The 23,482-nt window shown below is 68.5% G+C and carries 23 protein-coding genes; 16 read left to right on the forward strand and 7 right to left on the reverse strand.

Going from position 1 to position 23,482, the window contains the following annotated elements; genetic code table 11:
• The first annotated feature begins 480 nt into the window (after positions 1-480).
• Positions 481-891, forward strand: a complete 411-nt coding sequence (locus tag M2266_RS31850; protein WP_277441745.1) for a 4'-phosphopantetheinyl transferase superfamily protein — start codon at positions 481-483, stop codon at positions 889-891.
• Positions 892-912: 21 nt separating this feature from the next.
• Here M2266_RS31850 and M2266_RS31855 read toward each other — a convergent pair whose 3' ends face one another.
• Positions 913-1,674, reverse strand: coding sequence for a thioesterase family protein (locus tag M2266_RS31855; RefSeq protein ID WP_277441746.1), 762 nt, complete (start codon positions 1,672-1,674; stop codon positions 913-915).
• Between the two features lie 329 nt (positions 1,675-2,003).
• On the opposite strand from M2266_RS31855, the gene M2266_RS31860 reads away from it, so the two are divergent.
• From M2266_RS31860 to M2266_RS31900, 9 genes are all read left to right on the forward strand, one after another.
• Positions 2,004-2,732 carry a response regulator transcription factor gene (locus M2266_RS31860; protein ID WP_277441747.1) on the forward strand — a complete coding sequence of 243 codons (729 nt, stop codon included), beginning with the start codon at positions 2,004-2,006 and terminating at the stop codon, positions 2,730-2,732.
• A gap of 106 nt (positions 2,733-2,838) precedes the next feature.
• Positions 2,839-3,219 (forward strand): BlaI/MecI/CopY family transcriptional regulator, encoded by a 381-nt coding sequence (locus M2266_RS31865; RefSeq protein WP_277441748.1) that lies wholly within the window; start codon positions 2,839-2,841, stop codon positions 3,217-3,219.
• Entirely contained in the window at positions 3,216-4,058 is an 843-nt protein-coding gene (locus M2266_RS31870) for a M56 family metallopeptidase (RefSeq protein WP_277441749.1), read from the forward strand. Before M2266_RS31865 ends, M2266_RS31870 begins: the two co-directional genes overlap by 4 nt.
• A gap of 275 nt (positions 4,059-4,333) precedes the next feature.
• Positions 4,334-4,552 (forward strand): ATP-binding cassette domain-containing protein, encoded by a 219-nt coding sequence (locus M2266_RS31875; RefSeq protein WP_277441750.1) that lies wholly within the window; start codon positions 4,334-4,336, stop codon positions 4,550-4,552.
• Positions 4,542-5,345: an ATP-binding cassette domain-containing protein gene (locus M2266_RS31880; RefSeq protein ID WP_277441751.1), complete on the forward strand. Its 804-nt coding sequence runs from the start codon at positions 4,542-4,544 to the stop codon at positions 5,343-5,345. The genes M2266_RS31875 and M2266_RS31880 overlap by 11 nt, the downstream gene beginning before the upstream one ends.
• Positions 5,342-6,187 carry an ABC transporter permease gene (locus M2266_RS31885; RefSeq protein WP_277441752.1) on the forward strand — a complete coding sequence of 282 codons (846 nt, stop codon included), beginning with the start codon at positions 5,342-5,344 and terminating at the stop codon, positions 6,185-6,187. The genes M2266_RS31880 and M2266_RS31885 overlap by 4 nt, the downstream gene beginning before the upstream one ends.
• A 42-nt stretch (positions 6,188-6,229) precedes the next feature.
• The gene (locus tag M2266_RS31890; RefSeq protein WP_277441753.1) at positions 6,230-7,993 is read left to right on the forward strand and encodes an AMP-binding protein; all 1,764 of its coding nucleotides are present in this window, start codon (positions 6,230-6,232) and stop codon (positions 7,991-7,993) included.
• The gene (locus M2266_RS31895) at positions 7,990-8,745 is read left to right on the forward strand and encodes an alpha/beta fold hydrolase (protein ID WP_277441754.1); all 756 of its coding nucleotides are present in this window, start codon (positions 7,990-7,992) and stop codon (positions 8,743-8,745) included. The genes M2266_RS31890 and M2266_RS31895 overlap by 4 nt, the downstream gene beginning before the upstream one ends.
• On the forward strand, positions 8,742-9,743 hold the full coding sequence (locus M2266_RS31900; RefSeq protein ID WP_277441755.1) for a beta-ketoacyl-ACP synthase 3: 1,002 nt from the start codon (positions 8,742-8,744) through the stop codon (positions 9,741-9,743). The genes M2266_RS31895 and M2266_RS31900 overlap by 4 nt, the downstream gene beginning before the upstream one ends.
• A 115-nt stretch (positions 9,744-9,858) precedes the next feature.
• On the opposite strand, the gene M2266_RS31905 is transcribed toward M2266_RS31900, so the two are convergent.
• From M2266_RS31905 to M2266_RS31915, 3 genes are all read right to left on the reverse strand, one after another.
• Positions 9,859-10,500: a class I SAM-dependent methyltransferase gene (locus tag M2266_RS31905; RefSeq protein ID WP_277441756.1), complete on the reverse strand. Its 642-nt coding sequence runs from the start codon at positions 10,498-10,500 to the stop codon at positions 9,859-9,861.
• Between the two features lie 144 nt (positions 10,501-10,644).
• The gene (locus tag M2266_RS31910) at positions 10,645-11,526 is read right to left on the reverse strand and encodes a hypothetical protein (RefSeq protein ID WP_277441757.1); all 882 of its coding nucleotides are present in this window, start codon (positions 11,524-11,526) and stop codon (positions 10,645-10,647) included.
• Positions 11,527-11,580: 54 nt separating this feature from the next.
• Positions 11,581-12,513, reverse strand: coding sequence for a TIGR03619 family F420-dependent LLM class oxidoreductase (locus M2266_RS31915; RefSeq protein WP_277441758.1), 933 nt, complete (start codon positions 12,511-12,513; stop codon positions 11,581-11,583).
• Between the two features lie 204 nt (positions 12,514-12,717).
• Here M2266_RS31915 and M2266_RS31920 point away from each other — a divergent pair, with 204 nt between their 5' ends.
• Together M2266_RS31920 and M2266_RS31925 are read left to right on the forward strand one after the other, a co-directional pair.
• Positions 12,718-13,968, forward strand: coding sequence for an NAD(P)/FAD-dependent oxidoreductase (locus M2266_RS31920; protein ID WP_277441759.1), 1,251 nt, complete (start codon positions 12,718-12,720; stop codon positions 13,966-13,968).
• 268 nt (positions 13,969-14,236) lie between these two features.
• The gene (locus M2266_RS31925; RefSeq protein ID WP_277441760.1) at positions 14,237-15,181 is read left to right on the forward strand and encodes an NAD(P)/FAD-dependent oxidoreductase; all 945 of its coding nucleotides are present in this window, start codon (positions 14,237-14,239) and stop codon (positions 15,179-15,181) included.
• A gap of 68 nt (positions 15,182-15,249) precedes the next feature.
• Here the strand turns inward: M2266_RS31925 and M2266_RS31930 are convergent, their stop codons facing one another.
• Together M2266_RS31930 and M2266_RS31935 are read right to left on the reverse strand one after the other, a co-directional pair.
• Positions 15,250-16,848: an MDR family MFS transporter gene (locus M2266_RS31930; protein WP_277441761.1), complete on the reverse strand. Its 1,599-nt coding sequence runs from the start codon at positions 16,846-16,848 to the stop codon at positions 15,250-15,252.
• A gap of 153 nt (positions 16,849-17,001) precedes the next feature.
• Positions 17,002-17,481, reverse strand: a complete 480-nt coding sequence (locus tag M2266_RS31935) for a M67 family metallopeptidase (RefSeq protein ID WP_277441762.1) — start codon at positions 17,479-17,481, stop codon at positions 17,002-17,004.
• Positions 17,482-17,722: 241 nt separating this feature from the next.
• On the opposite strand from M2266_RS31935, the gene M2266_RS31940 reads away from it, so the two are divergent.
• From M2266_RS31940 to M2266_RS31950, 3 genes are all read left to right on the forward strand, one after another.
• Complete coding sequence (locus M2266_RS31940) at positions 17,723-18,004, forward strand: heavy-metal-associated domain-containing protein (RefSeq protein ID WP_277441763.1); 282 nt, start codon at positions 17,723-17,725, stop codon at positions 18,002-18,004.
• Between the two features lie 35 nt (positions 18,005-18,039).
• Positions 18,040-20,301 carry a heavy metal translocating P-type ATPase gene (locus M2266_RS31945; protein ID WP_277441764.1) on the forward strand — a complete coding sequence of 754 codons (2,262 nt, stop codon included), beginning with the start codon at positions 18,040-18,042 and terminating at the stop codon, positions 20,299-20,301.
• 69 nt (positions 20,302-20,370) lie between these two features.
• Positions 20,371-21,222: a class I SAM-dependent methyltransferase gene (locus M2266_RS31950; protein WP_277441765.1), complete on the forward strand. Its 852-nt coding sequence runs from the start codon at positions 20,371-20,373 to the stop codon at positions 21,220-21,222.
• On the opposite strand, the gene M2266_RS31955 is transcribed toward M2266_RS31950, so the two are convergent.
• Positions 21,149-22,594, reverse strand: coding sequence for an MFS transporter (locus M2266_RS31955; RefSeq protein ID WP_277441766.1), 1,446 nt, complete (start codon positions 22,592-22,594; stop codon positions 21,149-21,151). The two genes, M2266_RS31950 and M2266_RS31955, sit on opposite strands and share 74 nt — an antisense overlap.
• Positions 22,595-22,911: 317 nt before the next feature.
• Between M2266_RS31955 and M2266_RS31960 the strand changes: the two genes are divergently transcribed.
• Positions 22,912-23,187, forward strand: a complete 276-nt coding sequence (locus M2266_RS31960) for a heavy-metal-associated domain-containing protein (RefSeq protein WP_277441767.1) — start codon at positions 22,912-22,914, stop codon at positions 23,185-23,187.
• Positions 23,188-23,482: the final 295 nt, after the last annotated feature.

Raw genomic sequence — 23,482 nt, forward strand, 5'->3', positions numbered from 1 at the left:
GCCTGGAGGCGCGATGGGTGACGCCTCATCCGCGCGGGCGACCTGCCCGGTCGGGTACTACTCGCTCGGCGCGGCGGAGCGCTATGGCCTGCCCTGCCCTCTTCATGTTGGGTTGAGGCTCAGGGAACGTCCGGGAGAGGACGCACGGACATGGCAGGTCTGACTCGGCCGGGCGCTGGGGACTGCCATGTGTGGTGGGCGCCGGTCCGGCCCTCGGTGGCCTCGATGGTTCAGTTGCTGGACGACCAGGAGCGAACGCGGCTGGCACGGATGTCGCGGCCTGCCGACCGTAACCGATTCAGCACGGCGCACTGCCTCCTGCGGATCCTGGCAGCGCGCTATCTACAGGAGTCGGCGGAGCATCTGGTGATCGTGCGCAGTTGTGGGCAGTGCGGCGGACCGCACGGGAAACCACGTGTCCGAGCGCGTCACGGGCGTGCTCTGGAGGTCTCCCTGTCTCATACCGCCGACCGCGTCGTTGTGGCGGTCGGTGATGCCGCGACCGGCGTGGACATCGAGCGGGTTCGCCCGCTGAAGAACCTGGACCGGATAGCCGCCGCGACGCTGTCGGCGGCCGAAACCCGGCAGCTGTACCGGGTCCCGGCAGCCGAGCGGGCCGAGACTCTGCTCGCCCATTGGACACGCAAGGAAGCGGTTCTCAAGTCGGTGGGATGCGGCCTGGTGGTGGCCCCTAGGGACCTGGTCGTCTCCGGCCCTGGTGAGCCTCCGCAGGTCGTGATGTGGCCGGAAGAGGTGCCCCGGGGGCCGATACGGCTGCGGATGCTGTCGAGTCCGCTGGGCGCCGGCTATGTAGGAGCCGCAGCTCTCGCTGGCTCCGGCGACATCGCACTGTGGGAGCGTGATGGTGCGGAGATCATGGAACAGCTCTGAGGGTTCCCGGCGTTGGCACCCTCAGCGGTGGGCGACGTACAGAGCCTGGGCGGCGGTTCCGATGGGGCCCTTCTCATCCCAGAGCTGAGCGTGGGTGGTGCCGGTGCCGTGGTCGTTGACGCGGGTGACAGCGTCCATCCCGGTCCATTCCCCGGTGGGTTGCCGATGGAGGTGGATCGTGAGGTCGACATTGGCGAAGACGAAGTCGTTCCAGTCGAGCACTGAGCTGACGCCGCACGCGATGTCGGTGTTGATGAACAGATGCTGGAGGCGGGTCGCCGGCGTCCCCTCGATCAGGGGCAGCTGGGTGCGGGACCAGACGAAGGCCGGTCCCGGCTCGAGGAAATCTCCGTGCACGAATCGGCGTTCGGACGCTCGGAGATAGCCGAACGGCGGTCGGGGGTGCGGCTGTGCGGGCGGGATCGTGGGCACGAGCCGCTCCTCATCCTGCCGGGGGACATCCAAGTGCGTGGATCGCATCCACCAGGCCCTCAAGGTGGCGCACTTCGTGCCGGCGACGAACAGTTCGGCGACGACGAGTTGGAGGCTGGCGCCTTGGCGGGCGGTATGTGCCTCCAGCGTGACGTCGCTGATCGGGATCGGCCCCAGGAAGTCACACGTCGCTTTGGCCAGCTGGAATCCGTGGGTGGTGACCGAGTCTTCGGCGCTCTTGAGCAGGAGGGCGGCGACGGCTCCACCGTACTGGTGGGTAGGGCCCTGGGCGCAAACGGTCGGGCGGAAGGAGCCGCCGCTCAGGGGGCGATAGAAGGCCTCGTCGTCCATCGGTTCGTCCTCCACTCGGGTGGGGCCGCTGGCTTTGGTCCGGTATGACGGATACCGGAGGGGGGTTTATGGTCCAGTCCTCAAGGACGTCTGGATTAGCACTACAGGGGCGTAGTATATATAGAACCAGAGGCACCATGTAGCTCATTTGTTCGAGCGCCGACCGGGCACGTCAGCCGGTCAACCCACTTGCTGCACACGGGGGTTCAGCAGGCCTTACCGGTCGTTCCCCCTGCGCACTCCCTCCAGGAACCTGTGCCGCAACCCGCACAACCACCTGTACCCGAACGGCCGGGCACGCCCGACCGCATTTCGCATGGGGGCATCAGATGACCATCGAGGCGATCCAACAGACCGAGGCAGGAACAGCTCGCGAACTGACAGAATCCCTCCGCGAGCCGGATGACATGATCCGATGTAGCCATCTCCAACTGCTCGTCGCGCTGGACAACGATGTGGTGCGCTGGGGGTTGTGCTCCATGCTCGACGCGCTCCCCACCGTGCACCAGACGACAGGTTGCGGGACGCACCGCGAAGCGTTGAGCCTGTTGCAGCGGACTCCGCAGGACGTAGTCGTGGCGTCTTCGGCACTCAACGGTGATCTGGCACAGCTCAGCACACAAGTGCACGCCGCGGGCGGAAAGCTGTTGCTGCTGCTCAGCAATGCGGGCGATGAGGCGATGATCCAGGCAGCCGCGCAGTACGCGGACGGCTTCCTCCTCGAGACCGGCCTGACTCCCGAGGTCCTTCAGGATGCGCTCAGCAGGCTGCTGCGGGGTGAGATGCCGATGCCGACCGCGCTGGCCCGCGAGCTCCTTTCCATGGTGCGCCGCAGGGAGAAGGCGCCGCGCGGTCTGTTCCTTACCCCACGTGAGCAGGAAGCACTGGCTCTGTTGGTCGATGGCTACAGCAACAAGCAGATCGCTCGGCGGTTGAATATCTCCGAGCACGGTGCGAAGCGACACGTTGCGAACGTTCTGGCGAAATTGAACTGTTCCAATCGCACCCTGGCGGTCGCGATGGCGCTGCGGGACGGCCTGGTGCCCCAGGTTCCGTGATGCCCTGCTGGGCGTCCCCGGGCAGGCCTTCCCCCAAAGGGCCTGCCCGGGGACGCCCCGTTCAGAGCTATCATCTACCACGCTTGCGTAGTAGATTGAGGACGTGATGTCCGAACCTGCTCCCACTGGTCTCGTTCTCGGCCCGCTCGAGGTCGAGATCATGAACGTCCTGTGGAGTGCGCGGGGCCCAGTGTCCGTCCGGGACGTGCTCGACGCCCTGAACAGCACGCGAACCACTCCGCTCGCCTACACCACAGTGATGACCGTGCTCTCTCGGCTGGCCGACAAGGGCGCTGCCGCCCGTACGAAAGCGGGACGCGGCTACGCCTATACGGCCGCGGTCGCCGACGAGGCCGCGCTGGCCGTCCGCGAGGTGATACGGGGATTCGGTGCGGCCGCCGTCGCCCACTTCGTCGACGAGGCCCGCAACGCACCTGACCTCATGGCGCGCCTGGAGCGCCTGATGCAGGAGGGCGACCGCAAGTGAACGGACGTGCCGCCGACCGTGCCCAATGGGGCGTGTGGTTACCCGCTGCCGGCCTCGCCGTGCGGTTGGCAGCGACGGCGTTCTTCATGTTCGTCGCCTTCACCTTCGTCACCACCCGGGAGTCTGACGCCTTGGCCGGGTGGAAGCGCGTAGCGGTGCTGACCGCCCTGGCGCTCGCGGTCATCGGCTGGTCGGTCTCCCACCTGCTGCTCATCCGCTGGGGACGGGACACTCGCGCACTGCACCGAACCATCGAGCGCTCCGCCCTGCCCGCCTCACCGACGTTGATGCAGGCAGCGCGCCCCCTCGGGTTGCTCGATCGGGTGGTGGAGATCGACGACCAGCGGACGACGGCTTTCACCTACGGCGCCGGCCGACCCCGTATCGCCATCTCCCGACCCTTGATCGAGGAGCTCTCCCCCGACCAACTCGGAGCCGTACTGAGGCACGAGGAAGCACACCTGCGGCGCCTGGACCCGCTGCGCCGTAGCCTGCTGGCCGTTGCCGCGGCAACCTTCTGGTACGTACCGCTGATTCGGCATTGGCAGTCGGTCCAAGTGATGCGCCAGGAGTTGCAGGCTGACCGCCATGCACTCGACGCGTGTGGCTGCCGAGCCGTCGCCGGAGCGCTGCTGGCCGTGTCGCGCGAGGCCGGTCCTGACCCTGTGACGGCTGCCATGGCCAACCCCGGCCTCCTGGGAGCCCGCATCGCCCATCTGGAAGGGCAGACCGTGCCCTCCCCCCCGCTGACGTGGAGCTTGTTGCTCCGCAGCGGCCTCGGCATGGCAGCCGTCGCCCTGGTCGCGATCAGTGCCATCTACGTGCTGGGCTGCCCCTGACCCCGTCGGCGGTCGCGCGATTCCTACCACAGGTTGATGAGCCCCGGCTTCGCCGGGGCTCTCGTTCGTCCTGATCCGCGACCACCGCGACAATGCCCGGGCTCGGGCCCCGGTCCGTCTCTCCAGCCGTGCGGCATGGCCGATCGGGCACTACGTCCGGTCGGGCTTCGTGCTTACAAAGGGCGCCCGGAGTGGACTGTGCGCCATGGCGGCCCTCGCGCGATGCTCGCTTCGCCAGGAGCCGGTCCTACCGGCCGGCCAGGGAGGAGACGACCATGGGGGACGCGGCCATCGCGCTCCAGTCGTTGGGAAAGGTCTATCCGGACGGCACACAGGCCTTGGACGATCTCACCTTCGACATTCCGCGAGGCGAGACGTTCGGCTGCCTGGGACGGAACGGAGCCGGCAAGACCACGCTGATCAACCTGCTCACCACGTTGGAGGGCCCCCACCAGCGGTGCCGCCCAGGTCTGCGGCCACGACGTGGTACGTGAGCGCACCTCGGTCCGTGCCCGCATCGGCGCGTCCTTGCAGCAGGTCGCACTCGACGAGCTGATGACCGGCCGCGAGCACTTGGCCTTCATCGGGCGGTTGGCCGGTCTGGGCACCACGGGTGCTTCCGCACGTGCCGAGGAACTCATCGATCTGTTCGGCCTCGGCAGTGCCATGGACAAGGTGGTGGCCGTCTGCTCCGGAGGTACGCGTCGCCGCCTGGACCTTGCGCTGGCGCTGATGCGCGATCCGGACGTGCTGTTCCTGGATGAGCCGACGACCGGCCTGGATCCGCAGAGTCGGCGCGCGTTGTGGGGCTGGGTCCGCGCCTTCGCCGTCAACGGCGGCACCGTGCTGCTCACCACGCAGTACCTGGAGGAGGCCGACGTCCTGGCCGACCGGATCGCGGTCATGGACCGCGGCCGCGTCGCGGTCCTGGACACTCCTCGCCGACTGAAGTCCCGTTACGGAGGAAAGCGCGTTCAGGTGCGCCCCACCGACGGCGACGAACATCTCCGGGTGCTCGCGGAGTTCGGCCCGTCGGCGACCGCGGGGCCCGACGGAGTGACGCTGGATGCGGCGGCCCCCGGCCTCCTGCTCAAGACCATCGACCGGCTGGCCTGCCTCGGCGTGCCCGAGACCGCCTACAGCATCGAGGAACCGACCCTGGAGGACGTCTTCGTCCGCCTCACCGGTTCCACGCCCGCCACCGACGGCGAGGCACAGACCGCCGCTGGGCTCGCCGCACTCGGCCGGAGCCTGGCCACCACCAGGGGTAAGGGAAACCGGACGTGACCGACACCGACACAGCCCCGGACACCGCGGCGTGGAGCACACCCCCCGGAACCGCGCAGAGCGTTTCTCCCAACCACCTCGCGGGCGAGGTGTGGCTGCTGCTGCGTCGCAACATCCGTGAGGCCCTGCGCAGCCCGGTGATCGCGTTCATCTTCCCCGTGCTGTTCCCGCTCTTCGCCGAGACCCTGGTTGCCTCGTCGTACGCGCGCGTCTCGTCCCTCGAAAGCTTTCCCATCCAGCCCTACACCGCCTACATGGCCCCCGGCATGATGCTGCTGGCGGGCATGATGGGCTCCGGATACTCCGCCACCGCCCTCGTGCTGGACGTCCAGACCGGCTTCCTCCAGCGCCTGCGGCTGTTGAACGTCCGGCCTTCGGCGATCCTCCTGTCACGGATCATCTTCGACGCCCTGCGGGTGCTGCCCGCCGCCGTCGTGGTGCTCCTGGTGGGGCTGGCCCTGGGCGCCCGGCTGCAGTCCGGGCCGGCTTCCGTGATCGGGCTGCTGGTGATGTGCAGCGCCTGGTCGGTGGCGTACGGCGGGCTGTTCTACATCGTCGCGCTGACCACCTGGAACCCGCAGGCTCCGCTGGCGATGTCCCCGCTGTTCATCCTGCTGATGTTCACCAGCACGGCAGCCATGCCCGCCTCCCTGCAACCGGGTTGGCTGGCCTCCTTGGCGCACTACAACCCGTTCACCTATGTCACCGAGGGCGCGCGAGCGTTGATGACCGGACCGGTCACCGCGCATGCCCTGCTGCCGGCCGCCGCCGTGCTGGTCGTCGGCATCGCGCTCACCCAAGGCTTCGTCATCCCGCTGTTCCGGCGCGCAGTCGAGCGCTGAGGGGACCGCCACCGCCGTCTGTGGAGTTTCAAGGAGCTTTCTATGGTCACTCAGGTCGAGCCGATCCCTTCTGCGACGACGTCCTCCGCCATCGAACCCGTTGCGTTCTTCGGGTCCGCCACCGTGCCCGCTACCCTGACTCGTGCCGCGCTCACCGACAAGGGCATCTTCCTCGTCGACGGCGATCTCACCGAGCGCCGTCTGACGTATCGCGCCTTGCATGAAAGTGCTCAACGCGTCGCCGCCGGACTGGTGGCCGACGGCGTCCGCCCCGGTGACCGCGTGTGTCTGCTGTCCGGTACCGACGAACCGCTGCTGCGGACGCTGTTCGGTGTCTGGTACGCCGGAGCGATCCCGGTGCTGCTCCCGCTGCCGCGCAGACGAGGTGAACTCGACGGCTTCCTCGCGGACATCGGCCGGCGCGTCGAGGCGGTGGATGCGCGGGTCCTGGGAGTCGCCGACGCGTATGCGGAGTTCTTCCAGGACCTGGCACGGCCGCAGCGCCGGGTCGCGGCCATGAGCGACCTGGCCGCCGGTGGGCCGGGAGCCGCGCCGCCGCTGCCACAGGATGCTCAGGCCACCGCACTGCTGCAGTTCACCTCGGGGACGACGAAGTCCTCGCGGGCCGTGATGCTCAGCCACCACAACGTGCTCTCCAATATGGCAGCGGTCTGGCACGGCTACGGCGTGGGGCCCGACGAGGTCGGCATGACCTGGCTGCCGCTCAATCACGACATGGGCATCATCGGGCTGCTCGGTTGCGTGGCACGCGGCAATGACGTGGTGGTGCAGTCACCCGAGGACTTCGTCGCCAGCCCGCTGTCCTGGCTCAGTGCCATCTCGCGGTACCGTGTGTCCCTCATCGGCGCCCCGAATTTCGCCTACGCGCTCGCGGGCCGGCTCTTGCGCAACACCCAGCGCAAGCTCGATCTGTCCTGCCTGAAGTGGGCGGTCAACGGTGCTGAACCGATCGACGTCGAGAGCCTCACCGCCTTCACCACCGCGGCCGCACGTTACGGAATGCGGCCGACGGTGCCGTGCCCCGTTTTCGGACTGGCCGAGGCAACCCTCTGCGTGACCATGCTGCCCACCGACACCCCGCTGGCCGTGGCCTGGGTGGACCGCGACGCGTTGGAGGTCCAGGGCCGAGCCGTCCCGGTCGAGGCCGAGGCGCCCGGCAACCGGCGGCTGGTGGCCTGCGGCCATCCGATCCCGGGTACCCGGCTGGCCATTCGCGCCGAGGACGGATCCGATCTCCCCGATGGACACGTCGGGGAGATCTACATCTCCGGACAGTGCGTCACCTCCGGGTACTGGAACGACCCGCAAGGGACCGAGGAGATTCTGATCGACGGCTGGCTGCGCACCGGCGATCTGGGCTACCTGGGCGAGCAGGGACTCGTGGTCTGCGGCCGCCGCAAGGACATGATCATCCTCAATGGCCGCAACATCTACCCCGAGGACTTCGAAGCGGAGGCCGAGGCCGTGGACGGCATCCGCATGGGCAACACGGCCGCCTTCTACGACCACACCACGGACCGGATGATCCTGGTGGCCGAGGGCCGGGTACCGGCGGGGCAGGCCGACGCCCTCGCGCAACGCCTGATGGATCACCTCCGCCGCCAACTTCCCGTGCCTCCGCACGAGGTACTCGTCTGTCCGGCTTCCACCGTCCCGAAGACCACCTCGGGCAAGCGACAGCGCGGCCGGTGCCGGGACCTCTACCTGGCGAACTCCCTGCCTGTGCTGGGGCGAGCCGCACGCGGTGCCGCCTCCGGGGCGCGGTCGACGGGCTCCGCGCGATGACCGCCGCCACCGTCCGGCTGCTTCCGCCCGCTCCACCGCCGGACGCGTCCCCAGCTCGCGTACCGGACCTGTACTGCTTTCCGCACGCGGGTGGCGGTGTCCCGACGTTCCTCCCCTGGAACACCGCGCTGGGTGGGCAGGCCCGGGTGCACGCGGTCGGTTACCCCGAACCGGTCCCAGGAAGCTCACGCGGCATCACCGCGGTGGCATCGGCGATCGCCGATCGGCTGCGGCCCGGCCCGGGCGCCATCTTCCTCGGACACAGCATGGGCAGTCTGGTCGCCTTCGAGACCGTGCGCGAACTCCACCGACGCGGTGTGCGCGGACCGCAGGTGCTCGTGGTCGCCGCCCACGCCGCGCCGCACCTGGCCGCGCAGCGGCCCCCGCTGCACACGTTGGCGTCCGGGCCCTTCTGGCTGGAGGTCAGCGCACTCGGCGGCACGCCCCCGGAGGTGCTACGCAGTCCGGAACTGCGACAGGCGACCGAGCCGCGGTTGCGCGCCGACTTCGCCGCTTGTGAAACCTACCGGTTCGCCTCGGGTCCGCCGCTCAGCTGTCGCGTTCTGGCCTACGCGGGTGCGGACGACCCTCAGGCGACGCCGACCGCCATGCAGGCGTGGCGGTTGCACACGCTGGGCGGCTTCGCCCACACCATCCGACCGGGCGGCCACTTCTTCCTGCACGACGACCCTCGCGGACTCCTCGAGGACGTCATGGCGAACATCGCGACACCTGTCCGGGGCCGGCGATGACGCGGGCTCCGCGGGCTGCCACGGCCCCCAACGCCACCATTCTGGGCGTGGGCGCCTACCGCCCCGCTCGCGTGCTGGACAACGATGACGTGTGCCAAGTGCTGGACTCCGCGGGCCGAGCCGTCGTGGCGCGCTCGGGCATCCGCGGTCGTCGCAGGGCCGCTCCCACGGAGACTCTCGCGGCCATGGCACATGCCGCGTCGGCCAAGGCGCTGGCCGCGGCAGGGTTTCGACCGGGCGAGGTGGATCACATCATCGTCACCACGATGAGCCGCCCCGGCGGTCACCCGCCGGTCTCGAGCGAACTGGCCCAGCGGCTGCCGACCAGACGAGCGACCGTCTCGGACATCTCCGCCGTCTGCGCGGGTTTCACCTCCGCGCTGGCGCTGGCCCGCAATGCCGTCGTCACGGAGCAGGCACGTTGTGTTCTGGTGGTCGGCGCCGAGCGGATGCTGGACATCGTCGATCCGCGCGACCGCAGCACTGCGGCTCTGTTCGGTGACGGCGCCGGCGCGATGGTCGTGGGGCCCTCCCGGCAACTGGGCATCGGCCCGGTCAGTTGGCGCCCGGAAGAGTCCGAGCGTGGTCTGGCCTGCCGCGGCGAGGCATGGGTGAGCCTGCGGTCACAGGCCACCAACAGCTGGCCCTATCTGCGCATGGACGGGCCTCAGGTGTATCGCTGGGCGATGTCGGAACTGCCGGCGATCGCCCAGACGGCTCTCGATCTGGCGGAGGTGAAGGCCGCGGAACTCGATGCCTTCATCCCGCACCAGGCCAACCAGCGGATCGTGGACGGCATCGCCCGCGCGCTGAACCTCCCGCGCCGTGTGGCCGTCGCCCGGGATCTGGTGGACATGGGTGACACCGCGGCGGCCTCCATCCCCATGGCCATGGAGCAGCTGCTGGCGAGCGGAGAGGCACCGGCGGGAGGCCTGGCGCTGTTGCTGGGGTTCGGGGCCGGGCTGGCGCACGCCGCCCAGGTCGTGCGACTGCCCTGAGCCGGTGGCTCAGCGCGGGGTGGAGGGCAGGTCCGCTGCGGGACCTGTCCTCCACCTCGTGCTGAATCCTCGCGTCTACCGCCGGCACCGCGTGAACGTCCCCGCCGTCGACCGGTCAGGGGACGTAGGCGCGCCCCCGCACGAAGGTGCCCATCAGCGGCGTCCAGGTTCTGGGGCGCACCGTGTCCAGGATGCTGATGGCGAAGCCCGCCGCACTGATCGCCGTTACCGTGTCGCGGTTGAGGCGGCAGCCGGCTGCCAAATGGCGCACCAAGGGTGTGACCGCGTGTTGGGCACCGGCCACCCAGGGATTGCGGGAGCGTACGTGTTCCAAGAAGACCAAGGTGCCGTCCAGGGCGAGAACCCGTCGAATCTCGGAGAGCGCCCGGGCCTGATCCTTGACACTGCACAGCGTGAGGATCGCCACCACAGCGTCGAAACTGCTGTCGGGGAACGGGAGGTGGTCGGTGGCCGCGTCCACGACGGTCACGGGGACGCGGCAGCGGGAGACGTTCTTCTGCAACCGCTCCCGCAGGCCCTGCGAGGGTTCCGCGGCGACGACGTGAGTGGCCCACTGATAGTGGGCCAGATTCTCTCCGCTCCCCGCGTTCAGTTCCAGAACGCGTCCGAACAGCGGGCTCACCAAGTCCGATCGGGCGTGGCCGGCGCATCGGCGTTCCATGGCGTAGCCGCAGCGGTCGAACAACCCGCTGAGCCGGCCGCTCGTCCTCGTCTCGCCGTCGACGGGCACCGGCATGGCGTCCACCTCCGCGTTCGCATCCTGCCCCCGGCCGGGAAGCCGACGGCTACTGCCCGTTCACACTTCCCAATACCGCCGCAGGCGATACCTCAGGACCCGCAGTCCGTGGAACGGTCTACGGGTCCTGGCAGGTCAAGGATGTCAGATGCGAGGCGTCAGCGACTGGAGTTCGTAGGTCACGCGCACCCTGTAGTTGACCTTCGATCCGTCTGGGAGCTTTGAGCTGGTGTCTTGCTTACGGATCATTTTGAGATATGTGCCGGTGTGTGTTTCGAACCAGACGTCGGCCACGGCGGTTCCGTTCAACTCGCCCTCGACGGAACTGTCCAGTTCCACGTGGTAGGCCTGGACCGGCTTGCCACCCACCATGACCGTTTCCGTGTTTTTGAACAGAATGTCGATGTGCGAGGAGTCCATGCCCGAGGCGTAGCAGATGGTGGACTGGCGCCCACCTGGACCGACGGCCTTTCCACCGACCTGGACCATACCGGGATTGCACACGTGGGTCATCGCCCGGTGTACCGAACCGAAGGTGATCTCGGAGATATGCGCCATACACAGGAATTCGCCGGGCGCGCTGCACTGACGATGACCGTCGGTGTACTCCTTCCCCGTCTGGAAATACAGCTCCCAGCCGCATCCGTTGGAGCGGTGCACCGTGGCCGGGCTGACCGCGGGAAACGGGCGCACGTATTTCTGCCCGTTGTATTCGACCCAGTCCTGTCCCTGGGTGGCGTACGTGTAGACCCCGGGAGCGGGCGCGGTGAAGCCGGCCAGCGAGGCATTGGGAGCGACGGGCATCTTGGTCGGCATGTGCAGGTCCTCTCGCATCGCCGCCGGATGCTGCCGGTACTGCTCTACGGCCTGGTCGATGCTGATCGCCGTGAGCTTCGGCGAGAACAGCGTCTGCGGGGCTTTGGAGGCGTAGATGAAGGCACCGGCGGCGAGCAGGACCAGGACGACGGGCAAGATGTTGAGGAGGCGGACGCGGCGGCTGCGCCGGAGCCTGGCGGGACGGAGCATCGAGTTCCTTCCGGGGTGGGTGCCGCCCGCTGCGCTTCCGGCGGGCGGCGGCGGTCAGGACAGCAGCGGCAAGACGTCCTTGGACAGCCACTCCAGGGTGTCGACGATCTCCTGGGGCCTGAGATTGAGGTCGAGGACCATCATCGAGATGCCGTTCTCGCGATACGCGTCGAAGGTTTCCGCGAGGTCGGCGGGAGTGCCACTGAGGTTGTTCCGGTCCGACATGAAGTTCATGACGGGGAAGGGCGGGATCAGCCCCCGTCGGGCGGAGAGCATGATGGTGCCGGGGTCCCGTCCTGCTTCTTCGGCATGGCGGTGGATGAGGTCGCGGGCGGGGGGAATCTCCTCCGGATAGACCTCGTGGCCGAGCCAGCCGTCCCCCAGCCGGCCGACGCGCCGCAGGGCCGGGTCGGAGTTGCCTCCGACATGGATGGGCGGCCCGCCGGCGCGGTACGGGCGGCTGGTCAACCACATGTCGTCGACGGTGCTGAAGCGCCCGTGGAAGGAGACCGGATCGGTGGCGGACCACAACGTCCGCATCAGGGCGATGGCTTCGTCGGTACGTGCTCCGCGCTCGCGGCGCGGGATGCCGACGGCGGCGAACTCCTCGTCCATCCAACCGATCCCCGCGCCCAGCTCGATCCGGCCTTCTGAGAGTTGGTCCAGCGCGGCGAGTTCGCCGGCGAGAATGACCGGGTTGCGATAGGGCAGGGCCAGGACGTGGGTACCGATGCGGATCCGTTCGGTCGCGCCGGCGACCACGCCCAGAACGGCGATGGGGTCGAGCCAGGCGACTCCCCAGTTGTAGGCGTCGGACGTGGTGGCGCGTGGGTAGAGACAGGTGGAATGGCGCTCGGCGGGCAGGGCGACGTGACTGCTGATCCACAGTGAGTGGAATCCGAGCCGGTCGGCTGCCTCCGCCACCTGGAGCACGTACTTGCGCCGGCCCGCCGGACCCACTGTGGGCAGTGAGATCCCGATATCCATGGACTCCTCCGTAAGAGACAGAGCAGCCACCATGGGCGAGGTGGGACGCCCCGGGCCAGCCTCAGCGGGACGCCACCAACGCAGCCCCCGATCCGGCCCGCCCCGACGTGCCCGTTCGGGGCCTCTGGTCGGGTCTTTCTCCGGGCCCTCCAGGCCGGTTCGCTTACGGGGACGCTTACCACCCGCGAGTTCTCCGGAGGCTGCATGTACGACGTCATCGTGGTCGGAGCCCGCTGTGCCGGCTCCCCCACCGCCATGCTGCTCGCCCGGCTGGGGCACCGGGTACTGGTGCTGGACCGGGCCGAGTTCCCTTCGGACACCATGTCCACCCACTTCATGCACCAGAGCGGACTGTCCCGGCTCCGCAACTGGGGACTGCTCGACCGACTGGCCGCCACCGGTTGCCCACCCCTCACCGAGGCCGTCTGGTGGTACGGCGACCTGCCCATCCGCGGCAGCGCGCCGGCTTACGACGGTGTTGCGGAGGCCTACGCTCCGCGCCGCATCGTGCTGGACGCCCTGCTGGTGGACGCCGCCCGTGAGGCCGGGGCGGAGATCCGCGAGGGATTCACGGTCCGCGAACTGATCATCGAGGACGGCACCGTGGTGGGAGTTCGCGGCCGCAGCCACGGTGGGCAGGAGGAGGAGCTCCGGGCGCGTGCGGTCGTGGGAGCGGACGGACACCGGTCCCTGGTCGCGCGGACCATGAACGCCGAGGTCTACAAAGAGCGTCCCTCCATCACCGTGGCCTACTACACCTACTGGACCGGGCTCAAGCGCGGTTACGAGGTCTATCTGGGCAACGAACAGCAGGTCGCGGTCATGCCCACGCACGGGGACGCCTGCCTGATCGTCTGCGCTCTTCCGAACGCGGAGTTCGGCCGCTTCCGTGCCGACGTGGAGGGCACCTACCACCGGATCATCGAGGACACCTGTCCTGAGCTGGCCAAGGAGATCCGCGAGCACGGACAGCAGACGGAGAAGTTCACCGGTACCAAGGAACTGCCGAACTTCTACCGCCGGCCGTACGGCGCCGGTTGGGCACTGGCCGGGGACGCCGGGTTCCACAAGGACCCGGTCACCGGGCAGGGCATCGCCGACGCCTTCCGGGACGCCGATGTGCTGTCGACCGCGCTCCACCGGGTCCTGACAGGAACCGGCGAGTGGGATCAGGAGATGGCCGCCTACGAGGAGACCCGTAACCAGGCCACCGCCGCCCTCTACGAGTTCACCTGCTTGGCCGCGACCTTGCAGTTCAGCGACCGGATGCGCCAGGCCTTCAGCGTCCTGTCGTACGACCAGGCCGAAGCGAACGCCTTCCTGGGCCTGGTCGCCGGCACGACCTCGGTCATCGAGTTCTTCTCCGACGAGCATATGGGCGGCCTGGTGGAACGGTCCAAGGACCCCGAGGACCGGGACCGCACGCTGGCTCGGCAGGCTGCCGCGATCCACTGAAGGGTGTTGCGAAAGGAGCGCCGTTCGCCCCGTTAGGGCGGGGTCCGCGGCGTCTGGTGCGTGCGACTGCACGGCGGAGGGTCGTCCTCGTACCGGACGTACGTGGACGAGACTCGTGCCGGTCGCCGGGCGACACGAGTGGCTGCGGACATCCGACGCCGCCTGAGCCGCTGGGACCTGCAGGTGACCGGCGGCTGAGGGGCGGGGAACAGTTGCCACCCTCCACTCTTCCTACTACCGTTGCGTAGTAGGAAGAGTGGAGGCATTTATGCACGACGTGATCATCATCGGCGGAGGCCCCGCAGGACTCAGTGCCGCGCTGACACTGGGCCGGTCCCGACGCACCACCCTGGTGTGCGACGCGGGCGGCGGACGCAACCGGACCGCCCCGAACAGCCACGGATTCCTCACCCGCGACGGACTTCCCCCTGATGAGCTGCGCTCCGCGGGACGCAGGGAACTCGCCGGCTACGACGGAGTCGAACTGCGCGACAGCATGGCGTTGACGGCGAGTGGCACATCCGGCGCGTTCACCGTCGGCTTCCAGGACGGCAGCCAAGCCCAGGGGCGCCGGCTGCTCCTTGCCACCGGGATGGTCGACCGGCTGCCCGACCTGCCGGGCCTGGCGGAGATCTGGGGCGTGAGTGCCTTCAACTGCACCTACTGTGACGGTTACGAGGCGGGCGGGCGGCGCGTCGTCGTCCTGGGTGGTGACAACGGAGCCTTGCGCCTCGCGGTACAGATGTTCCGGCTCTGCGACGATCTGGTGCTGTGCACCAATGGCGTTCCGGTGGAGGACGAGGAGTTGCTGCGCCTCATGGTTTCCCAGGGCATGGGGTTGCACGAGGAACCGATCGACCGGCTGGACGAGCGCCAGGGTCACCTGCGCGCGGTGGTCTTCGACGACGGTGACACCCTCGAGTGCGACGCGCTGTTCCTGCGACCGCTCACCCGCCAGAACAGCCGGCTGCCGGAGATACTGGGATGCGAGTTCTTCGACGACGGCAGTGTCGTGGTCAACGACTTCCAGCAGACGACCGTGCAGGGCGTGTTCGCCGCCGGAGATCTGGCCCGCCGGGAGGGATTGCCCTTCGCGGCCACGCAGATCGTCCACGCGGCGTCCGCCGGGGCCCTGAGTGCAGTGGTCATGGACCAGGAGATCCTCGGCGCGGAGATGCAGCAGCTGAAGGAAGCGGCCGTCGTGGGTCGCTGATGGCCCGTCGACGTGCCGCGGGTCCGGATCCCCTCGGGGGTCCGGACCCGCGGCACGCAGTCGGTGGATCAGCTCTCCGCGGGTGCCTGCAACCGCGCCTCGGCGAGCTTTGCCTCGTGGTCCTCCTTGAACTTTCGCAGGAACTCCACCGTCCACAGAGGGACCGAGGGTGCCAGGATCGTCAGGACCAGCAGGAGACCGGCCAGCGGCAGAGCCCAGACGAAGACCACATGGATGGAATCCGCGAAGGCTTGAGAGAACGCGGCACGGACCGCCGGCGGCAGGGACGAGTTGGATGTCATGGCCTGGCGGACCAGACCGTCCGGCGACGCACCAGGAGCCAGCGCTCCCGCGGAGGAGGTTGCCAACCGGTCGGAGAGCTGGCGCACCAGGATCGTGCTGAACAGGGCTGTTCCCACGGCTCCACCCATGGAACGGCAGAACATGGCGGTGGAGGAGGCCACCCCGAGGTCCTGGGGTTCGGCGGAGTTCTGCATGACGAGCACCAGCAGTTGGATCTGGAATCCGATGCCCGCCCCCAGGACGAACATCTCCACGGCCATCTGCCAGTTCGGCGTGGAGCCGTCCAGTTGCGTCAGGGCCGCGAAGCCCACCAGGGTCAAGGACGCGCCGATGATCGGGAAGGGCCGGTAGCGGCCGGAGGCGGTGACCCGGCGACCTACCAGGGTCATCGTGATGCACACCCCGAGCATGAGCGGAGTCAGGGCCAGTCCGGAGGTGGCCGCACTCATACCGCGCACCGCCTGGAAGAACTGCGGCAGAAACACCACCGCGCCCAGCAGCAGCATCCCCAGCACCAGTGAGGCGGGAACCGCGAAACGGAACGCTGGGGCGCGGAACAGGTGGGGGGGCAGGACGGGGTTGGGGGCCTGATGCTCCCACCACACGAACACCGCGATCAGCACCGCGCCGATCGCGAGGAGCCCGATGATCTGGGTTGAACCCCAGGCGTAGTCCCGTCCGCCCCAGACGGTGACCAGCATGACGCAAGTGACCGCCGAGACCAGCAGCGCGGATCCCAGGAAGTCGATGGCCCCGCGGACGGGGGTGTGTTCGGCGGTGAAGTACCGGATGATCAGGAGGAGTCCGATCAGCCCGATCGGGATGTTGATGTAGAACACCCAACGCCAGTTGAGGTAATCGGTGAACACCCCACCCAGGAGGGGCCCTCCCACACTGCCGATGGCGAAGACCGTGCCGGTGTAGCTGAGTGCCTTGCCACGCTCATGCAGAGGCACCAGGCCGGCGATGGCCGCACTGCCGAGCGTCAGCAACCCTCCCCCACCGAGCCCTTGGATGACCCGCAGCGCCACCAGGGAACCGACGCTAGGGGCCAATCCGCACAGCGCTGAGGCGGTGATGAAGATGCCCAACGCGATGAGGACCATGCGGCGACGACCGTAGATGTCACTCAGTTTTCCGTACAGCGGCGCCGAAGCGGTCGTGGTCAGGAGATAGGCGCTGACCACCCACGTCACCGAACTCAGACTGCCCAGGTCGGTTGCCACCGAAGGCAGGGCCGTCGCGACGATCGTCTGGTCCAGCGTGCTGAGCAGCATGCCGATGGCCAGACCGACGATAGCCAGGTTGGTCCGGCGGCGTTCCACGGCCGGTGCTACGGGGGGAGCTTGGGCATTGTCAGACATGGTGACCACCCGAAGGAATCGTGAGATGGGCGCCCGTGCGTCCGGCGCCCGTCAGATCAGCAGACTCCTTAATACTACACATGCATAGTAGATAGCGGGGATGCCCGGCGCCCGCGCTGTCTGGACCAGGGCCCCGCCAAGCCCAGGCGGTGACTACAAAGACCAGCTGCACTGCAGGAACTCGCCCCAACGATGCACCTCGGACACCGGCGGAGGCTCGACGATCCGTACCGCCTCCTCGGCGACCTGCGTCCCTACGATGGCGAATGACCGGAGGGCGATCGCCCCCGCGCCGTTTCCGCACTCAGCCGTGGAGACCACCACGTAGTGCGCGGCCGGCTCCGACGCATAGGAGACGTCGGTACGTGAGGGGTACGCCTCCGTGGCGGTGTGCGAGTGGTAGATGACCACGGGCTCCTCGCCTCGCTCGTCCAACTCCTGATACAGCCGTAAGAGGTCGAGGGAGTCGAACTCGTAGAACGTGGGCGAGCGGGCGGCATTGACCATGGGAATGAACCGCTCGGGGCGGCCGCTGCCAGCCGGTCCGGCTACGATTCCGCAGGCTTCGTCGGGATGGTCGGCGCGACAGTGGGCGATGATCGCGTCGTAGATGTTCCTGGCGAGGGTCAGCATGCCGGTCAGCTTAAGAACAACACCCCGGACCGCGGGAGCGCCCCTGACCGAAGAGCCAGGCCATCGACGACATCATGGAGGCCCGTTCGGAGACACCGAAGAGACACCCCGCCCGTCATTCCGCTCCGGCGACGAGGACGCCTCGACGGCCCCCTTGTGACCGAATACGGGGAGGGGGTATACATGGCCAGGCGTCCAATACCCCTAACGGGTATCGGCGATCGCCAACCGGGAGGAACTCATGTCGTCCTGCTGCACCCCCGACGGCCACTGCTCCAGCGACGGGAGTGGCGAGTCGCTCTCGGGTGACGGCCTCCTGACCGTCTACCAGGTCGCCGGCATGACCTGTGACCACTGCAAAGCTTCCGTCACCAAGGCCCTGCAGTCGGTGAGCAACGTCCTCGCGGTCGAGGTCGACGTGACCTCCGGGCATGTCACCGTCACCACAGGCGGCACCCCCGACGACAGCTTGATCGCCAAGGTGGTCGATGACGCCGGCTACGAACTCGTCGGCCGGATCTGAGGTAACAGCGCGGCCACGCAGCCGGAGGAGCAGCCATGAAGGCGACGGTTTCCGGTTCCACCGCGGTCGAGCTCACGATCGGCGGCTTGGCCTGCGCCGCGTGCGCTGCCCGTGTGGAGAAGAAGCTGAACGGCTTGGACGGGGTGGACGCCACCGTCAGTTACGGCACGGAGACGGCGAAGATCGCCGTTCACGGTGACGTGTCCGTCGCCGAACTGATCGCCACTGTGCGGACGGTGGGGCACTCCGCCACGACCACGGCACACCACCTGTCAGGTTCCGCCCCCACAGCCCCCACCATTCCGTGCGCCCTGCGTCTCCTGCGTCGGCGACTGCTCATCGCCATGGTGTCGACCGCCCTGGTGATGGCGCTGACTCTCCTGCCCGGCCGGCACGCCATGTCGGCACAGTGGCTTTCACTCGCTCTGGTGACGCCCGTCGTCGGTTATGCGGCCTGGCCGTTGCACCGAGCCGCATGGGTCAACCTGCGCCACGGTGCCGTCACCATGGACACGCTGCTTTCGGTCGCCATCACGACCATGTTCACCTGGCCGCTGTGGGAACTGTGTTCCAGCCCCGCCGGCGCCCCCGGAATGGCCCAAGGCTTCTCGTGGGTCTTCGCGCGGACGGGCGCGACGGGAGCCCTGTGCCCGGCGGCAGCAGCCGCGGTGACGACTCTCATCCTCTCCGCGCGGTACTTCGAAGCCTGCTCCAAGCGCCGAGCCGGCAGCGTGCTCCGGATGGTACGCCGGCTGGCCGCGACCGAGGCGACGGTGTTCCGGGGTGGCGCACCGGAGCGAGTCCCCGTTCAGGACCTCGTCATCGGCGATACCTTTCGGGTCCGGCCCGGCGAGAAGATCGCCACTGACGGCCAGGTGCTCGCGGGCCATTCCGCCGTGGACGCTTCCTTGCTGACGGGTGTGTCCACTCCCGAGGAGGTATCGGCAGGCGACGTGGTCGCAGGGGCCACCGTCAACGCCGGCGGCCCCTTGATGGTCCGGGCCCTGCGGGTCGGCGCCGATACCCAGCTGGCCCGGACCGCTCAGGCCTTGGAAACAGCTCAGGCCGGCAGGATTTGGGCTCAACGATTCTCCGACAGCGCCTCCGCGTTCTTCGTGCCGACCGTCCTCGTCCTCGCCTTCGCCACGCTTGGACTGCAACTCGGTACGGGGGCCGCCGCCGGGAGTGCGCTCGTCGCTGCCATCACCGTGCTCATAGCCGCCGGCCCCTGTGCACTGGGTCTGGCTGTTCCCACCGCCCTGCTGGCCGGCACCGGACGCGGGGCTCAACTGGGCATCCTCGTCAACGGCTCAGGAATTCTGGAGGCCGCCCGCGCGATCGACACCATCGTCCTGGACACCACCGGCGTCATCACCGCCGGGCGGCCGACGGTCCTCCAGGTTCACTGTGCCGACGGCCAGGACGAGGGACAGCTACTGCGGTTCGCCGGTGCCGTTGCCGGAGCCTCACGCCTTCCTCACGGCCGGGCAGTGGCGACCGCGGCACGCGAGAGGATCGACAACCTCCCCGCGCCCGAGGACTTCGAGGAGATCCCGGGCCTCGGGGTGCAGGGGATCGTCGACGGCCAGGCCATTGTCATCGGCCGCCCTCAGCTGCTCCACGCGTGGGCAGTGGAGATACCGGAGAATCTCCGACAGGTCCAGGAGGCCGCGGAAGCCGCGGGACATCTGACGGTGACCGTGGCATGGGGTGACCGGGCACGCGCGGTCTTGGTGATGGCCGACACCGTCAGACCGAGCAGTCGCGAAGCCGTCGCTCAGCTCCGCACACTGGGACTGTCCCCGATGCTGTTGACGGGTGACAGTCCCGGAGTCGCCAACGCGGTCGCGGCGAGGACGGGAATTGACGAGGTGGTGATCGCCGGAGCGCTCCCCCAGGCCAGGGCCGATGCCATCAAGGGGCTCCAAGCGCAGGGTCGCCGCGTTGCCGTGGTCGGCTACGGCACCGACGACTGTCCCGCCGTCGGGCAGGCCGACCTCGGTTTGGTCATCACGACCTCCGTCAGCGGCGCGAACCCGGCCACCGGCGACGTGACGCTGCTGCGCAGCGACCTGCGAACGGCCGCGGACGCCATAGGCCTGTCCCGCCGCATCCTGATGACGATGAGGACCAATGTGCTTTTGGCGTTCGCCTACCACCTCGCGATGCTGCCGCTTGCGGCCGCCGGACTGCTCAACCCGTTGATCGGCGGCAGCGCCATGGCCCTCCTCTCAGTTCTCGTCGTGGGGAACAGCCTGCTCCTGCGTCGGTTCCGTATCCGCTACCGCCGCCAGTAGGCGCGTAAATCCAGACAACTCGAATGCAACGCGACTGGATGAAGGCCGCATTCGTGCTCAAATGCAAGCATGACCCGTCACTTGGCCCGCGTCCTGCCGACTCCTCCCGACAAGCCCGTACCTCCTGCGGCCGAGGCCGATGCCTTCCGTACGTTCGCGCGCGGCCTCGCCGCGGGCACCCTGCCCTGGACCACCGAGACAGCGAACTTCATCGGAGGCCTGTTCGACTCCTTGGCGGAGCGATGGGATACCGAGCAGGCCTCCGGGCGCAGCGAGCCCGTCCTCGACGCACTGGACCGCGGCGGTCGCTTTCCCCGAGGGGTCTGCCTGGAGTTGGGATCGGGGACGGGCACCTACACACCCGCCCTCTCCCGCGCCTTCACCACCGTCATCAGCGTCGATCTCTCTCAGAGGATGCTGCAACAGGCTCGCGGCCGATCACCCGTGCGCATCCGCGCCGACGCATCGCGCCTCCCGCTCCCCGATGGGAGCGTGGGTACCGTGGTGGCCGTCGACATATTGCTGTTCGCGCAGGAGACCGCCCGCGTCCTGCGATCGGACGGGGTGCTGTTATGGATCAACCAACTCGGACCTCAAGGCCCCCTGTTCTTGCCCGGTGATGATGTCGCCCGCGCGTTGCCCGGTACCTGGCAGGCCGTCGAAGCCGATGCCGGGTGGGGCACCTGGGCCAGCCTGCGCCGCGCGCGGTATCGACCGGTGTCGAGTGAGCGCGTCACCCGGCTTGCGGCGTATGGACGCACCCGACCTCGCCGGATGCGGAGTCGTCAGTCCGCATCCGGCGAGGCCGGACGAGTCGTGCACGCGTTCACGGACGGCTCTGCGGCAATCAGGCCGTGGCGGCCGTTTCGGCCTGCTCGCTGCTCTGCGACGCGGTCGCGGCAGGAGCCGTGCGCAGGGTGAGCAGGGAGGCGAGCGCGCCGGCGGCGGCGAGAGCCGCGGCGCCGAGGAATGCGGCGGAGAACCCGTTGGTGAGGGCGGTAGGACTGTCGAGTTGCCGGGCGCCGTGGGCGGCGGCCAACGCGGTCATGGCGGCCAGACCGAGTGCGGAGCCGACCTGGTAACTCGTGTTGACGATGCCCGCGGCCAGACCCCCTTCTTCCGGGCGGGCACTGGACAGGGCCGTCCCCAGGGAGGGGATGAACGCCAGTGACATACCGACGGCCGCCAGCAGGGACGCGGGCAGGACGTCGACCCAGAAAGTACCGGCCGCGCGCGCGAAGGACAGCCAGACCATGCCCGCGGCCAGGGTGAACAACCCGGTGACGATCAACGGCTTCGGGCCGAAGCGGGCAATCAGCCGTGGTGCGAGGACGATCATCATGATCATGATGGCGACGGTCATGGGCAGCAGCGCGGAGCCGGACGCGAACGCGCCCAGCCCGAGAACCTGCTGCAGATAGAGGTTGAGGAAGAACCACATGGGGATCCAGGCGGCCGCCATCAGCAGCTGGGCGATGTTGGCACCGGCCAGGTTCGGCGCTCGCCAGATGGCCAGGCGCATCAGCGGCTCCCGCCGCTTGGACTGGATCGCGATGAACGCGCCGATCAGCGCCACTCCTGCCAGGAGGACCAGCCAGGTCTGCGCGGACCCCCAGCCGATCTCCGGGGCGCGCACGATGGCGTAGACGGCGGTGGCCAGTCCGGCAGTGACCGTGACGGCCCCCGCGAGGTCGATCGAGCCGCGACGGGCGGGAGCCGCGGGCATGACGCCCGGGGTGATGGCCAGGACGATCAGGGCGATGGGGATGTTGATGTAGAACACCCAGGGCCAGCTTGCGTACTGGGTGATGACCCCGCCAAGGAAGACACCGGCGGTGCCGCCTGCAGGAGCGGCCGCTCCATAGAGGGCGAATGCCTTGGCCAGCTCCGCGGGGCGGGAGCCGAACAGCATCATCAGCAGGGTGAGGGCAGACGGCGCGATCAACGCGGCACCAACCCCCTGCAAGGCGCGTCCGGACAACTCGACCCACACCTCGCCCGCGAGTCCTGCGGTCAGCGATCCGACGGCGAGGACGATCCATCCGACCGTGAAGAGCCTCTTGGCGCCGAACAGGTCGGAGAGCCGGCCGCCGAGCAGCAGCAGGCCGCCGAAGGCCACGACGTAGGCGTTGAACACCCACGACAGGTTCTCCTGGGAGAAGCCCAGGTCACCCTGCATTTCAGGGAGGGCTACGCCAATGATCGACGTATCCATGATCACCATGAACTGTGCCAGGGCGATCAGTGCGAGCGCCGTCCAGCGGCGCGGATGAGCGGCGGGTGGGGTGGACATGACGGGCGCTCCAATACCGGAGGGGGGTATGCTTTGAAGCGTCAAGGTACCCCCTAGGGGTATCAAGGACCAGGCTTTCGGCGAAAGAAGTTCGCTTGCGACCGGATTCGCACCCACGTGGGGCCGGCGAGCCCCGAAGGGCGGGGCCACGTCCACAAGGGGCCCCGACGCCTGATCCCAGAGCGGGCGCCGTACAAACAGCGCGCAGCAAGCTCCACCCAGACACTCAAGCCGCTTGACTTTATACCCCCTGGGGGTATCTTGGTCAGCAATCAACCGGCAGCGCCGGGAGTGCTCGAGCAGCAGAGGACAGCGCCATGACGTCGACCACACACGGCCACCGCACCACCTACACCGTTGCCGGCATGACCTGCGACCACTGCGTCAAGTCCGTCACCACGGAAATCTCCAAGATCGCCGGGGTAACCGACGTCGACATCGATCTGCCCACGGGCGAGCTGACAGTGGCCTCGACCGAGACAGTCGACGACGCGGCGATCGCTGACGCAGTCGATGAGGCCGGCTACACAGTCGTCGCGGCAGCGGACCAGCCGGAACAGGCGTCGGGCAGTTGCTGCGGAACGTGTCGGTAAGACCGCGCTCCCAAGTATCGCCACCCGTCGATGCCGGCCCTCTCCCGCCACCGTTCGCGTCGGCACCACAAAGGAAGGCAAGGCACAGATGAACAACGGCAGCAAGGTCGGGGCTTTCGCAGCAGGTCTGGCGGTGACGTTCGCGGCCTCCTTCGGTATCGGTCACGCAGTCGGTCCTGTCGGTTCCCAGAGCGCGACAGCCCATGCCGAACACGGAGACGCCACGGGTACGAAGGGAGATACCGGCTCGACCGCCACCGAAGGGAGCCAACAGGCCGCCGACACGAGGCCCGGT

It is taken from the genome of Streptomyces sp. SPB162 (genome assembly GCF_029504575.1).
GTDB lineage: Bacteria > Actinomycetota > Actinomycetes > Streptomycetales > Streptomycetaceae > Actinacidiphila.

Bases quoted from the DNA above. Each gene is read 5' to 3' on its own strand.
- M2266_RS31915 (WP_277441758.1), bottom strand. From the start codon at position 12,513: ATGGATATCGGGATCTCACTGCCCACAGTGGGTCCGGCGGGCCGGCGC.
- M2266_RS31920 (WP_277441759.1), top strand. From the start codon at position 12,718: ATGTACGACGTCATCGTGGTCGGAGCCCGCTGTGCCGGCTCCCCCACC.
- M2266_RS31930 (WP_277441761.1), bottom strand. From the start codon at position 16,848: ATGTCTGACAATGCCCAAGCTCCCCCCGTAGCACCGGCCGTGGAACGC.
- M2266_RS31890 (WP_277441753.1), top strand. From the start codon at position 6,230: ATGGTCACTCAGGTCGAGCCGATCCCTTCTGCGACGACGTCCTCCGCC.
- M2266_RS31895 (WP_277441754.1), top strand. From the start codon at position 7,990: ATGACCGCCGCCACCGTCCGGCTGCTTCCGCCCGCTCCACCGCCGGAC.
- M2266_RS31865 (WP_277441748.1), top strand. From the start codon at position 2,839: ATGTCCGAACCTGCTCCCACTGGTCTCGTTCTCGGCCCGCTCGAGGTC.
- M2266_RS31855 (WP_277441746.1), bottom strand. From the start codon at position 1,674: ATGGACGACGAGGCCTTCTATCGCCCCCTGAGCGGCGGCTCCTTCCGC.
- M2266_RS31960 (WP_277441767.1), top strand. From the start codon at position 22,912: ATGACGTCGACCACACACGGCCACCGCACCACCTACACCGTTGCCGGC.
- M2266_RS31860 (WP_277441747.1), top strand. From the start codon at position 2,004: ATGACCATCGAGGCGATCCAACAGACCGAGGCAGGAACAGCTCGCGAA.
- M2266_RS31910 (WP_277441757.1), bottom strand. From the start codon at position 11,526: ATGCTCCGTCCCGCCAGGCTCCGGCGCAGCCGCCGCGTCCGCCTCCTC.
- M2266_RS31955 (WP_277441766.1), bottom strand. From the start codon at position 22,594: ATGTCCACCCCACCCGCCGCTCATCCGCGCCGCTGGACGGCGCTCGCA.
- M2266_RS31905 (WP_277441756.1), bottom strand. From the start codon at position 10,500: ATGCCGGTGCCCGTCGACGGCGAGACGAGGACGAGCGGCCGGCTCAGC.
- M2266_RS31940 (WP_277441763.1), top strand. From the start codon at position 17,723: ATGTCGTCCTGCTGCACCCCCGACGGCCACTGCTCCAGCGACGGGAGT.
- M2266_RS31945 (WP_277441764.1), top strand. From the start codon at position 18,040: ATGAAGGCGACGGTTTCCGGTTCCACCGCGGTCGAGCTCACGATCGGC.
- M2266_RS31900 (WP_277441755.1), top strand. From the start codon at position 8,742: ATGACGCGGGCTCCGCGGGCTGCCACGGCCCCCAACGCCACCATTCTG.
- M2266_RS31950 (WP_277441765.1), top strand. From the start codon at position 20,371: ATGACCCGTCACTTGGCCCGCGTCCTGCCGACTCCTCCCGACAAGCCC.
- M2266_RS31935 (WP_277441762.1), bottom strand. From the start codon at position 17,481: ATGCTGACCCTCGCCAGGAACATCTACGACGCGATCATCGCCCACTGT.
- M2266_RS31875 (WP_277441750.1), top strand. From the start codon at position 4,334: ATGGGGGACGCGGCCATCGCGCTCCAGTCGTTGGGAAAGGTCTATCCG.
- M2266_RS31925 (WP_277441760.1), top strand. From the start codon at position 14,237: ATGCACGACGTGATCATCATCGGCGGAGGCCCCGCAGGACTCAGTGCC.